The organism is Streptomyces sp. I05A-00742 (assembly GCF_013055795.1).
GTDB lineage: Bacteria > Actinomycetota > Actinomycetes > Streptomycetales > Streptomycetaceae > Streptomyces.
Genome location: NZ_JABETO010000038.1, coordinates 42,335 through 54,288, shown reverse-complemented (window position 1 = coordinate 54,288; position 11,954 = coordinate 42,335). Strand labels below are relative to the sequence as shown.

Annotated in this window: 9 protein-coding genes; 4 read left to right on the top strand and 5 right to left on the bottom strand. The window is 72.5% G+C overall.

Annotated features, from left to right (window positions below; translation table 11 throughout):
- Positions 1 to 207, top strand: a 207-nt coding sequence (locus HN013_RS32460) for a hypothetical protein (RefSeq protein ID WP_212764845.1), incomplete at its 5' end; no start/stop codon positions are given.
- Here HN013_RS32460 and HN013_RS26680 read toward each other — a convergent pair.
- The gene (locus tag HN013_RS26680; RefSeq protein ID WP_171170589.1) at positions 185 to 2,698 is read right to left on the bottom strand and encodes an RNA helicase; all 2,514 of its coding nucleotides are present in this window, start codon (positions 2,696 to 2,698) and stop codon (positions 185 to 187) included. The two genes, HN013_RS32460 and HN013_RS26680, sit on opposite strands and share 23 nt — an antisense overlap.
- 133 nt (positions 2,699 to 2,831) lie before the next feature.
- Here HN013_RS26680 and HN013_RS26675 point away from each other — a divergent pair, with 133 nt between their 5' ends.
- Positions 2,832 to 3,617, top strand: coding sequence for a metal-dependent hydrolase (locus tag HN013_RS26675; RefSeq protein ID WP_171170587.1), 786 nt, complete (start codon positions 2,832 to 2,834; stop codon positions 3,615 to 3,617).
- 21 nt (positions 3,618 to 3,638) lie between these two features.
- Here the strand turns inward: HN013_RS26675 and HN013_RS26670 are convergent, their stop codons facing one another.
- From HN013_RS26670 to HN013_RS26660, 3 genes are all read right to left on the bottom strand, one after another.
- Positions 3,639 to 3,914, bottom strand: a complete 276-nt coding sequence (locus HN013_RS26670) for a hypothetical protein (protein ID WP_171170585.1) — start codon at positions 3,912 to 3,914, stop codon at positions 3,639 to 3,641.
- Positions 3,915 to 4,097: 183 nt separating this feature from the next.
- Positions 4,098 to 5,879: an ABC transporter ATP-binding protein gene (locus HN013_RS26665; protein ID WP_171170584.1), complete on the bottom strand. Its 1,782-nt coding sequence runs from the start codon at positions 5,877 to 5,879 to the stop codon at positions 4,098 to 4,100.
- Positions 5,876 to 7,684 (bottom strand): ABC transporter ATP-binding protein, encoded by a 1,809-nt coding sequence (locus tag HN013_RS26660; protein ID WP_171170582.1) that lies wholly within the window; start codon positions 7,682 to 7,684, stop codon positions 5,876 to 5,878. The genes HN013_RS26665 and HN013_RS26660 overlap by 4 nt, the downstream gene beginning before the upstream one ends.
- Positions 7,685 to 7,851: 167 nt before the next feature.
- On the opposite strand from HN013_RS26660, the gene HN013_RS26655 reads away from it, so the two are divergent.
- Positions 7,852 to 9,468 carry a peptide-N4-asparagine amidase gene (locus tag HN013_RS26655; RefSeq protein WP_171170580.1) on the top strand — a complete coding sequence of 539 codons (1,617 nt, stop codon included), beginning with the start codon at positions 7,852 to 7,854 and terminating at the stop codon, positions 9,466 to 9,468.
- 21 nt (positions 9,469 to 9,489) lie between these two features.
- Here the strand turns inward: HN013_RS26655 and HN013_RS26650 are convergent, their stop codons facing one another.
- A complete protein-coding gene (locus tag HN013_RS26650; RefSeq protein ID WP_171170578.1) occupies positions 9,490 to 9,933 on the bottom strand; it encodes a MarR family winged helix-turn-helix transcriptional regulator in 444 nt (147 codons plus the stop codon).
- A gap of 207 nt (positions 9,934 to 10,140) precedes the next feature.
- Between HN013_RS26650 and HN013_RS26645 the strand changes: the two genes are divergently transcribed.
- Positions 10,141 to 11,946, top strand: coding sequence for an ABC transporter ATP-binding protein (locus HN013_RS26645; protein ID WP_171170576.1), 1,806 nt, complete (start codon positions 10,141 to 10,143; stop codon positions 11,944 to 11,946).
- Positions 11,947 to 11,954: the final 8 nt, after the last annotated feature.

Genomic DNA, 11,954 nt, shown 5'->3' with positions numbered 1-11,954 from the left:
GCCCCGCGCGACCACTCCCGCGCGGCCGTCACCGGCGCCCTCGCGGCGTCGGCGCGCACCGGGCTGCGGCACGTCCGGCAGGCCCTGGCCCGGCTCGTCCCGCGGGACGGCCGGAGGCGCGGGGCCGGGCGTCCGGCCGGAGGTGCCCCGTCGGCCCGGACGGGTCACTCCGGCCGCGAGGAGGTCACAACTGGCCGACGTCCATGACGCGGAGCACGGCGCGGCCCTCCTCGTCGGACGCGGCGAGGTCGACCTCGGCCGAGATGCCCCAGTCGTGGTCGCCGTTCGGGTCGGCGAACGTCTGGCGCACCCGCCACAGGCCGTCCTCCGGCTTCTCCTCGATGCGGAGCAGCTTGGGGCCGCGCGCGTCGGGGCCGGTGCCCAGCTCGTCGTACTCGTCCCAGTAGGCGTCCATCGCCGCCGCCCAGCGGTCCTCGTCCCAGCCGGACTCGGCGTCCATCTCGCCGAGTTCGGCGACCTTGTCGAGGGCGGCCAGCTCGACCCGGCGGAACAGCGCGTTGCGGACGAGCACCCGGAAGGCCCGGGCGTTGGCGGTGACCGGCTTGACCTGGTCGGCGCGGTCCTGGGCCTCCTCGGCCGTCTCCTCCTCCGGGTTGGCGAGCTGTTCCCACTCGTCCAGAAGGCTGGAGTCGACCTGTCGCACCATCTCGCCGAGCCAGGCGATCAGGTCCTCGAAGTCGTCGGACTTCAGGTCGTCCGGCACGGTGTGGTCCAACGCCTTGTACGCGCTCGCCAGGTACCGCAGCACGATGCCCTCGGTGCGCGCCAGATCGTAGAAGGAGGTGAACTCGGTGAACGTCATGGCCCGCTCGTACATGTCGCGGATGACGGACTTCGGGGACAGCGGATGATCGCCCACCCACGGGTGGCTCTTGCGGTAGACGTCGTAGGCGTGCGTCAGCAGCTCCTCCAGGGGCTTGGGGTAGCCGATGTCCATCAGCCGCTCCATGCGCTCCTCGTACTCGACGCCCTCGGCCTTCATCTCCGCGACCGCCTCGCCGCGTGCCTTGTTCTGCTGCGCGGCCAGGATCTGCCGCGGGTCGTCGAGCGTCGACTCCACGACCGAGACCATGTCGAGCGCGTAGGAGGGCGACTCCGGGTCCAGGAGCTCGAAGGAGGCGAGGGCGAAGGTCGACAGCGGCTGGTTGAGCGCGAAGTCCGACTGGAGGTCCACCGTCAGCCGGACGATGCGGCCCTCGGCGTCGGGCTCGTCGAGTTGTTCCACCACACCGCCGTCCAGCAGCGAGCGGTAGATCGCGATGGCGCGGCGGATGTGCCGGAGTTGGTTCCTCCGCGGCTCGTGGTTGTCCTCCAGCATCCGGCGCATCGCCTCGAAGGCGTTGCCCGGGCGGGCGATGACCGCCAGCAGCATGGTGTGGGTGACCCGGAACCGGGAGGTGAGCTGCTCGGGCTCGGAGGCGATGAGCTTCTCGAAGGTGTTCTCGGTCCAGCCGACGAAGCCCTCGGGGGCCTTCTTGCGGACCACCTTGCGGCGCTTCTTCGGGTCGTCGCCCGCCTTGGCCAGGGCCTTCTCGTTCTCGATGACGTGGTCCGGGGCCTGGGCGACGACGAAGCCCGCGGTGTCGAAACCCGCCCGTCCGGCCCGGCCGGCGATCTGGTGGAACTCCCGTGCCCGCAGCGTCCGTACGCGCTGTCCGTCGTACTTGGTGAGGGCGGTGAACAGCACCGTGCGGATGGGGACGTTGACGCCCACGCCCAGGGTGTCCGTACCGCAGATCACCTTCAGCAGACCGGCCTGCGCCAGCCGCTCGACCAGCCGCCGGTACTTCGGCAGCATCCCCGCGTGGTGCACGCCGATGCCGTGCTTCACGAACCGGGACAGATTCCGGCCGAACTTGGTGGTGAACCGGAAGTTGCCGATCAGCTTGGCGATCTCGTCCTTCTCCTCGCGCGAGCACATGTTGATGCTCATCAGCGCCTGCGCCCGTTCGACGGCCGCCGCCTGCGTGAAGTGGACGATGTAGACCGGCGCCTGGCGGGTCTGGAGGAGCTCGGTCAGCGTCTCCGTCAGCGGGGTCGTGCGGTACTCGTACGACAGCGGGACGGGCCGGGTCGCCGAGCGCACCACCGCGGTGGGCCGTCCCGTGCGGCGGGTCAGGTCCTCCTCGAACCGGGACACGTCGCCGAGCGTCGCCGACATCAGGACGAACTGCGCCTGCGGGAGCTCCAGCAGCGGGATCTGCCACGCCCAGCCGCGGTCCGGTTCCGCGTAGAAGTGGAACTCGTCCATCACGACCTGGCCGATGTCGGCGTCCTTGCCGTCGCGCAGGGCGATGGAGGCCAGCACCTCGGCCGTGCAGCAGATCACCGGGGCGTCCGCGTTGACGGAGGCGTCGCCCGTGAGCATGCCGACGTTCTCGGTGCCGAAGATCTTGCACAGGTCGAAGAACTTCTCCGACACGAGTGCCTTGATGGGCGCGGTGTAGAAGGTCACCTGGTCGTTGGCGAGCGCCGTGAAGTGCGCTCCCGCCGCCACCAGGCTCTTGCCCGAGCCGGTCGGCGTGGAGAGGATCACGTTCGCCCCGGAGACCACCTCGATCAGCGCCTCTTCCTGGGCGGGGTACAGCGTGATGCCCCGGTCCTCGGCCCAGGTCGAGAAGGCCTCGAAGAGGGCATCGGGGTCGGCATGGCTCGGCATCTGATCGATAAGGGTCACACCACCATACTGCCTGGCCCCGGACCGGATCAGGGAACCGGCCGGTCGATCGGTGATCATCCGGGCATTACGCTGAGTCGCCGACACGGCGTCAGAAAGAGGCGGCGCCGGCGGGCGAAGGGGTGGAACGACCATGATGGGACCGGCGCACTCGCTCTCCGGGGCCGCGGCCTGGCTGGGGGTGGGAGCCGCTGCCGCCGGAGCCGGACATCCGATGCCCTGGCCGGTGCTCGTGGTCGGCGCGCTGATCTGTGCCGGGGCGGCGCTCGCCCCGGACCTCGATCACAAATCGGCCACGATATCGCGCTCCTTCGGCCCGATATCGCGGATCCTCTGCGGGATCATCGACGGCCTCTCCCACGCCGTCTACAAGGCGACCCGGGGCAAGGGCGACCCACGGCGCAACGGAGGGCACCGCACCCTCACCCACACCGCGGTCTGGGCGGTCCTGATCGGCGCCGGTGCCTCCGCGCTCGCGATGACCGGCGACCGCTGGGCGGTGCTCGGCATCCTCTTCGTCCACCTGGTGCTGGCCGTCGAGGGCCTGCTCTGGCGGATGGCCCGGACCTCCAGCGACGTCCTGGTCTGGCTGCTCGGCGCGACCAGCGCCTGGATACTCGCCGGAGTGCTGGACGAACCGGGCCACGGCTCGGACTGGCTGTTCGGCGACCACCCCTACCTGTGGCTCGGCCTGCCCATCGTGCTCGGCGCGCTCGTGCACGACATCGGCGACGCCCTCACCGTCTCGGGCTGCCCGATCCTGTGGCCCCTCCCCATCGCCCGCAAGCGCTGGTACCCGATCGGTCCGCCGAAGGGCCTGCGCTTCCGGGCCGGGAGCTGGGTGGAGGTGAAGGTGCTGATGCCGGTGTTCATGGTGCTCGGCGGAGTCGGGGGACTCGGCGCGCTGGAACTCATCTGACCTCGCGGCCGCTTCCCGGCGTCAGGAAGCCGGCCGGTCGTCCTCCGGGAGGTCGTTCTCCGGCCGGTCGTCCTCCGCGAGGTCCGTTTCCGGGTGGTCCGCCGCGACGTCGGAGCCGGCGGGCTGCCCGGACTCCCTCCCCTCGGTTTCCCGCCTCTGTCCCTCGGACCCCTGCCCCTGCTCTTCGGACGCCCGCTCCGCCGCCTCCCGTTCCTCGCGCCGTTTACGCGCCAGTTCGGCGGCCATCTTGTCCGAGTGCAGCCGCATGTCCGCTTCCGCCTTGAGTTCGAACACCATGGCCTCCTCGTGCGAACGTGCCGGTTGTTCGCTCGCTCGGTCAGCGTTCCCCCCGAGCCGGCCGGACGCACCACTCCCGGGAAGGCTCATGAATCCTGCGGCGACGGGCACGCCCGGCGCATGCCCCGCACGCCGGGCGCGCGAGCCGGTCCATGCTCCGGGCGTGCGGGCCGCCCACTCTGCCTACCGGTGCCAGGACCGCCACAGCGCCGCGTACGCACCGTCCGCCGCGACCAGTTCGTCGTGGCTTCCGAGCTCGGTGATCCGGCCGTTCTCCGCCACCGCGATCACATCCGCGTCGTGAGCGGTGTGCAGCCGGTGGGCGATCGCCACGACCGTCCGGCCCTTCAGCACCTTGGCCAGCGAACTCTCCAGATGGCGGGCCGCCCGCGGGTCCAGCAGCGAGGTCGCCTCGTCCAGCACCAGGGTGTGCGGGTCGGCGAGGACCAGCCGGGCCAGGGCGATCTGCTGGGCCCGGGCCGGGGTGAGCGCGAGCCCGCCGGAGCCCACCTCCGTGTCGAGGCCCTCGTCCAGCGCCCGCGCCCAGCCGTCGGCGTCGACCGCGGCGAGCGCGGACCACAGCTCGTCGTCACCGGCCTCCGGCCGGGCCAGCCGCAGGTTGTCCCGGACCGACCCCACGAAGACGTGGTGCTCCTGGTTGACCAGGGCCACGTGCCGGCGCACCCGCTCCGTCGGCATCCGGGCCAGTTCGGCGCCGCCGAGCGTCACCACGCCCGACCGCGGCGCGTAGATTCCGGCGAGCAGCCGGCCCAGCGTCGACTTGCCCGCACCCGACGGCCCGACGAGGGCGACCCGTGTCCCGGGCGGGACGGTGAGGGACACGTCGTGGAGCACGTCGTCGCCGTCGGTGTAGCCGAAGCGCACCTCCTCCGCCCGTACGTCACGGCCCGCGGGCCGCACCCGCTCGTCGCCGGCGGCCGGTTCGATCTCCCGCACCCCCACCAGCCGGGCCAGCGAGACCTGGGCGACCTGGAGCTCGTCGTACCAGCGCAGGACGATGCCCACCGGCTCGGTCAGCATCTGCGCGAACAGCGCGCCCGTGGTCAGCTGTCCGACCGACATCCACCCCCGGAGGACGAACACCCCGCCGATGACCAGCACCGAGCCGATCACCAGCGCGTGGGTCATGTTGACCACGGGGTAGAACACGGAGCGGAGCCACAGGGTGTACCGCTCCCACCGGGTCCACTCCTGGATCCGCCGGTCGGAGAGGGCGACGCGGCGGGCGCCCAGCCCATGGGCCTCCACCGTCCGCCCCGCGTCCACGGTCTCCGTCAGCGACGCGGCGACGGCGGCGTACCCCGCCGCCTCCGACCGGTAGGCGGACGGCGCCCGGCGGAAGTACCAGCGGGACCCGACGACCACCAGCGGCAGGGCGACCAGCACGGACAGCGCCAGCGGCGGAGCGGTCACCGTCAGCGCCCCGAGCAGCAGTCCGCCCCAGACCACGCCGATCGCCAGCTCCGGCACCGCCTCCCGCATGGCGTTCGCCAGCCGGTCGATGTCGGTGGTCACCCGGGACAGCAGATCGCCCGTACCGGCCCGCTCCAGGACCCCCGGCGGCAGCTTCACCGACCGGACGAGGAAGTCCTCGCGCAGATCCGCCAGCATCTCCTCGCCGAGCACCGCGCCGCGCACCCGCACCATGCGGGTGAACAGCGTCTGCACGGCCAGCGCGACCGCGAACAGCGAGACGGCCCGGTCGAGATGGACCTCCCGGTCGCCCGCCGACAGGTCCTCGACGAGCCCGCCCAGCAGATACGGGCCGACCATCGAGGCCACCACGGCGACGGTGTTGACGGCCACCAGCAGGGCGAGCGCACCACGGTGCCGGCGCAACAGCTCGCGCACGCACCGGCGTACGGTCGCGGGACCGCCGACCGGCAGGGTCGTCGCCGACTCCGGTGCCGCCGGGTCGTAGGAGGGCGGTGCGACTCCGATCATGCCGATTCCCCGATCTGTCCGTCCGCCTCGTACTGCGCGGGCTCCCCGGGCACGGTGGCCGGTTCGGCGTCCGCCTGCCGGGTGACGACCGCGCGGTACGCCGGGTGCGTGCGCAGGAGTTCTCCGTGCGCCCCCACCGCGGCCACCTGTCCGTCACGCACCAGGACCACCCGGTCCGCCCGGTCCAGCAGCAGCGGGCTGGAGGTGAACACCACCGTCGTACGGCCCGCCCGCAGCGTCCGGACGCCGTCGCCGACGTGTGCCTCCGTGTGGGCGTCCACCGCGGACGTCGGCTCGTCGAGCACCAGCACCTCCGGGTCCGCCACCAGCGAACGGGCCAGCGCCAGCCGCTGCCGCTGGCCGCCCGACAACGACCGCCCCCGCTCGGTGACATGGGCGGCCATCGGCCCGGCCGCCGGGTCCGCCGCCGCCCGGACCAGCGAGTCCAGGACGTCGTCGCAGCACGCCGCGGCCAGCGCCTCGTCCGCCGTCACCTTCCCCGACGACGGCACGTCGAGCAGCTCCGCCAGCGTGCCGGACAGCAACACCGGATCCTTGTCCTGCACCAGCACCGCCGCGCGCGCCGCCGCCAGCGGCACCTCGTCCAGTGCCACGCCGCCCAGCAGGACCGACGGCACCCCCTCCACGGACCGCGGATCGTGCCCGCCCAGCCGGTCGGCCAGCCGCCCGGCCGCGTCCGGGTCGCCGCACACCACGGCCGTCAGCAGCCCCTCGGGCGCCAGCAGACCGCTCGCCGGGTCGTACAGATCGCCCGACAGCCCGCGGCCGTCCCCGTCCGGCACCGCGGCGGTGCGCCGCAGCGCCAGCAGCCGCGCGGCGCGCTCTGCCGACGGCCGGGAGAACGAGTAGGCCATGGCGATCTCCTCGAACTGACGCAACGGGAAGAGCAGGAAGGTGACCACCCCGTAGACGGTCACCAGCTCACCCACGCCGACGCGGCCGTCCTGGACGAGCCCCACCCCGTACCAGACGACCGCGATCATCAGCAGCCCCGGCAGCGCCACCTGCACCGCGGAGATCAGCGCCCACATCCGGGCGCTGCGCACGGCGGCCCCCCGGACCTCCTGCGAGGCGCGCCGGTAGCGGGAGAGGAACAGCTCCTCGCCGCCGATGCCGCGCAGCACCCGCAGCCCGGCGACCGTGTCGGACGCCAGCTCCGTCGCACGCCCGGCCAACTCCCGCTGCTCGTCCGCCCGACGCGTCGCACGCGGCAGCAACGGCAGGATGGCCAGGGCCAGGACCGGCACGCCGACCGCCACCACCCCGCCAAGCACGGGCTGGTAGAGGACCAGCGCCACACAGACCGCCAGGGAGGTGAACACCGCGGAGAGGAAACGCGACTGCGACTCCACGAACCAGCCGATCTTCTCCACGTCCCCGGTGGACACCGCCACGACCTCGCCCGCCGCGACGCGCCTGGTCAGGGTGGCGCCCAACGCGGCCGTCCGGCGGGCCAGCAGCTGTTGGACGCGGGCCGAAGCCATGATCCAGTTGGTCACGGCCGCCCTGTGGAGCATCGTGTCGCCGAGCGCCGTGACCGCACCCAGCAGCAGCATGAGCCCTCCCGCCAGCGCGAGACCGGCACCGGAGCCGTCGACGACGGCCTGCACGGTCAGGCCCACGGCCAGCGGGAACAGGGCGACCGCGGCCATGTGCACCACGCCCCAGAACAGGGCCTTGCACTGCCCCCCGAGCTGGCTGCGAATCAGCCAGAGCAGGAAGCGCGGCCCGGACCGGACATCCGGCACGCCGGGATCTGGATAGGGGAGATCGCGGATTCGCATGGCATCCCAGAGAAGGAGCGGGCAGGTGAAGGGAGCCGTGCCAGCGTCGTCCTCCGGCGATGCCGAGTTCAACTGATTTTCCCGGGAGTTCGGGGAGAACAGCCGACCGCAGATCAGGCCAAAGCTGTACTGGTGCGCCGCGGCACGACGCGCTTCACTCCTGGCGCATGAGACGACTGCTGCTCGCCCTCTGTGCCGCGGCCACCGCCCTGGCCCTCGGTGCCGGGCCCGCCACCGCGGCCGGCCCGCCCACCGAGTTCGGCACCGACTGGCACGATCCGGTCACCGCCGGCCCCACGGTCGCCGTACCCGACACCACGTCGTGCCGCGTGACCGTCGCCGACACCGAATTCCGCGACTACACGCCCTACAAGAGCTCCTACACGCCCCCCAAGGGCTGCGGGGACCGCTGGAACAAGGTCGTCCTGCGCCTCGAAGGATCCGTCGCCGGACGCCAGTACGACCGCCTCGGCTATCTGCGCGTCGGCGGCGTCGAAGTCCTGCGCACCTCCACCCCGGAGCCCTCGCCGGAGGGCATCGCCTGGAACGTGGAGAAGGACGTCACGCGGTACGCCGCCACCCTGCGCTCCCCGCAGCCCGTCGAGATGCTCATCGGCAACCTCGTGAACGAGACGTACACCGGGGTCATCAAGGTCAAGGTCACCTTGACCTTCTACGCGGCCGAGGGCCGGGCGAAGCCGGCCGCCGCCCCCGACCGGGTGCTGACGCTGGACGGCGCGCACGAGGCGGGCACGGCCCACGAGGGCACGGTGACGACGCCGCGCAACAGCGAGCGGATCGTGGCCGAGGTCTACGCGACCGGATCGGGCGGCGGCTGCGAGGAGTTCTGGTACCTCACGGTGCCGGACGCGGCGCCGTACTCGTGCAAGGCCGAGGACGGACCGTACCGCGAGGTCAGGGTGGCCGTCGACGGGCGGCTCGCCGGGATCGCCGCCCCCTACCCGACGGTGTGGACGGGAGGCTGGTCCAACCCGTTCCTCTGGTACGTCATCCCCGGGCCGCGCGCCTTCGACGTCCGCCCGCTGGAGTACGACCTCACGCCGTTCGCCGGGCAGCTGAACGACGGCAGACCGCACCGGATCACCGTCTCGGTCGCCGGGGTTCCCGAAGGACAGAGCGGCTGGAGCACCCCCACCAACATCCTCGTCTGGCAGGACGGCAAGGCGTCCCGCGTCACCGGCGCGCTCACCGCGCACACGGCGGACGAGCCGAGGAACACCACCGCGTACGCGCCGGGCACCGAACACCGGCTCACGGCCGAGGGCGGCAACTCGCTGACCGTCTCCGGCTACCTCGACACCTCGCACGGCAGGGTGACGACCACCGTCCGCCGTGCGGTCGCCGCCACGTCGGCGCACCGCTGGACCGAGAAGGAGGCGACGGACGGGCTGCGGGCGCGGTGGACCGACGACGAGACCGTCACCGTGCGGGGCCGCGGCCCCGCCACCACCACCCGCGCGCACCGCGTGTACACCATGGACGGCGAGATCACCGGCGCCGACGGGCCCCGCCTGCGCACCGTGATGACCATGGGGGACCGCGCCGACCGCGTCACCCTGCGGGGCGGACTGCGGACCGACTGGTCGCGGCTGGACGACACGTACACCGGGGACGCCGCCTACAACCAGGACGTGCCCCGCGACCAGCGGCACGCGACCGGCGTCTCGCGGGAGCGGTACCGGCTGACCGGCCCGGGCCGCTGCCACGACCGGACCCTCGCCACGGCGCAGGGCGCGCTGACGGAGGACCGGCGGCGCTGCTGACCGTCCCCGCCGCACCGCGGGTCAGCGGTGCGGGTGGACCTGGCCCCGCATGAGCTCGCCCAGCAGGCCGCCGAGCACGTCGCGCTGGTCGGAGGTCAGAGGAGAAAGGATTTCCTCCACGGCCGCGCGGCGTGCCTCGCGCATCGCGCGCAGGGTCTCGCGGCCCTGCTCGGTGAGCTCGATCCTTATCACCCTGCGGTTGGAGGGGTCGGGGACGCGGCGCACCGCGCCGTTGGCCTCCAGGGCGTCGACGAGGGTGGTGACCGCCCGGGGCACCACCTCCAGCCGCTCGGCCAGATCGGCCATCCGCGGCGGAGCCTCGCAGTGCGAGACGGTCCGCAGCAGGCGGGACTGGGCGGGCGTGATGCCGACCGGGTCCAGATAGCGCTTCTGGGCGCGATTGAGCCTTCGGGTCAGCCGCAGAAGCTGCTCGGCGAGCTGTCCGGACGTGTCGGGGACGGTCATCGGGCCAGATTATCAGGACTGAGTGCATTGTGAGCATAGGTAACAGTGAGCTATGCTCTCTTCGGGTGGCCGACGCCGTACGGTCCCGGCCCTTCGGCACGCTACGGCCGCCGCCGCACCGCCCTGTCCGGCCACCCCGGCCGCCGGTCGCCCTGCGCTGCCGACAGCCACGCACCCCCACCGGCCTCTACTTTCCGAAGGAGCCCATTGCGCCGCCACGAACCCGAATGGACCCCGCCACCCCCCGACCCCGAACACCCCGCCCAGGTCCGGCGCATCCTGCGCCTCTTCCGCCCCTACCGCGGCCGCCTCGCCCTCGTGGGCCTGCTCGTGGCCGCCTCGTCCCTGGTCGCCGTCGCCTCGCCGTTCCTGCTGCGCGAGGTCCTGGACGTCGCCATCCCGGAGGGCCGCACCGGACTGCTGACCCTGCTGGCCCTCGGCATGATCGCCGCCGCCGTCGTCAACAGCGTCTTCGGCGTCCTCCAGACGCTGATGTCCACCACCGTCGGCCAGCGCGTCATGCACGACCTGCGGACCGCGGTCTACGCCCGGCTCCAGAGCATGCCCCTCGCCTTCTTCACCCGGACCCGCACCGGCGAGGTGCAGTCCCGGATCGCCAACGACATCGGCGGCATGCAGGCCACGGTGACCTCCACCGCCACCTCGCTGGTCTCCAACCTCACCAGCGTGGTCGCCTCGGTCGCCGCCATGCTGGCCCTGGACTGGCGCCTGACGGGCGTATCGCTGCTCCTCCTGCCCGTGTTCGTGTGGATCAGCCACCGGGTGGGCCGGGAGCGCAAGAAGATCACCTCGCAGCGGCAGAAGCAGATGGCCGCCATGGCCGCCATGGTCACCGAATCGCTCTCCGTCAGCGGCATCCTGCTCGGCCGCACCATGGGGCGGGCCGACTCGCTGACCGCCGCCTTCGGCAAGGAGTCCGAACGGCTGGTCGGCCTGGAAGTACGGGCCAACATGGCCGGACGGTGGCGGATGTCCACCATCGGCATCGTCATGGCGGCCATGCCCGCGGTCCTCTACTGGGCCGCCGGCATCTCGCTCGGGACCGGCGGCCCCGCCCTGTCCATCGGGACGCTCGTCGCCTTCGTCTCCCTCCAGCAGGGCCTGCTGCGCCCCACCGTCTCCCTGCTCTCCACGGGCGTACAGGTGCAGACCTCACTCGCCCTCTTCCAGCGCATCTTCGAATACCTCGACCTCCGTGTGGAGATCACCGAGCCCGAGCGCCCGGTGCGCCTGGAGAAGATCCGCGGCGAGGTCCGCTTCGACGACGTCGGCTTCTCCTACGACGGCCCGGGTGCCGCGCGGGCCACCCTCACCGGCATCGACCTCGTCGTCCCGGCCGGCGGAAGCCTGGCCGTCGTCGGGCCCACCGGATCCGGCAAGAGCACCCTCGGCCACCTCGTGCCCCGGCTCTACGACGTCACGGGCGGCCGGGTGCTCATCGACGGGGTGGACGTCCGCGAGCTCGACTTCGACACGCTCTCCCGCGCGGTCGGCATCGTCTCCCAGGAGACCTACCTGTTCCACGCCTCCGTCGCCGACAACCTGCGGTTCGCCAAACCCGACGCGGACGACGAGGAGATCCGCGCGGCCGCCGAAGCCGCCCAGATCCACGACCACATCGCCTCCCTGCCCGACGGCTACGACACCCTCGTCGGCGAACGCGGACACCGCTTCTCCGGCGGTGAGAAACAGCGCCTGGCCATCGCCCGCACCATCCTGCGCGACCCGCCCGTCCTCATCCTGGACGAAGCCACGTCCGCCCTGGACACCCGCACCGAGCAGGCGGTGCAGAAGGCACTCGACGCGCTGTCCGAGGGGCGCACCACCATCACCATCGCGCACCGGCTCTCCACCGTCCGCGGCGCGGACCAGATCGTCGTCCTCGACGGCGGACGCATAGCCGAGCGGGGGAGCCATCACCAACTCCTCACGGCCGACGGCCGGTACGCGGCGCTCGTCCGGGGCGACGCCCGGGTAGCGGTGAACGCCTGAGCGGAGCG

Excerpts from the sequence above, each read along its gene's own strand:
- HN013_RS26675 (WP_171170587.1), top strand. The coding sequence starts at position 2,832 with ATGATGGGACCGGCGCACTCGCTCTCCGGGGCCGCGGCCTGGCTGGGG.
- HN013_RS26670 (WP_171170585.1), bottom strand. The coding sequence starts at position 3,914 with ATGGTGTTCGAACTCAAGGCGGAAGCGGACATGCGGCTGCACTCGGAC.
- HN013_RS26665 (WP_171170584.1), bottom strand. The coding sequence starts at position 5,879 with ATGATCGGAGTCGCACCGCCCTCCTACGACCCGGCGGCACCGGAGTCG.
- HN013_RS26660 (WP_171170582.1), bottom strand. The coding sequence starts at position 7,684 with ATGCGAATCCGCGATCTCCCCTATCCAGATCCCGGCGTGCCGGATGTC.
- HN013_RS26655 (WP_171170580.1), top strand. The coding sequence starts at position 7,852 with ATGAGACGACTGCTGCTCGCCCTCTGTGCCGCGGCCACCGCCCTGGCC.
- HN013_RS26650 (WP_171170578.1), bottom strand. The coding sequence starts at position 9,933 with ATGACCGTCCCCGACACGTCCGGACAGCTCGCCGAGCAGCTTCTGCGG.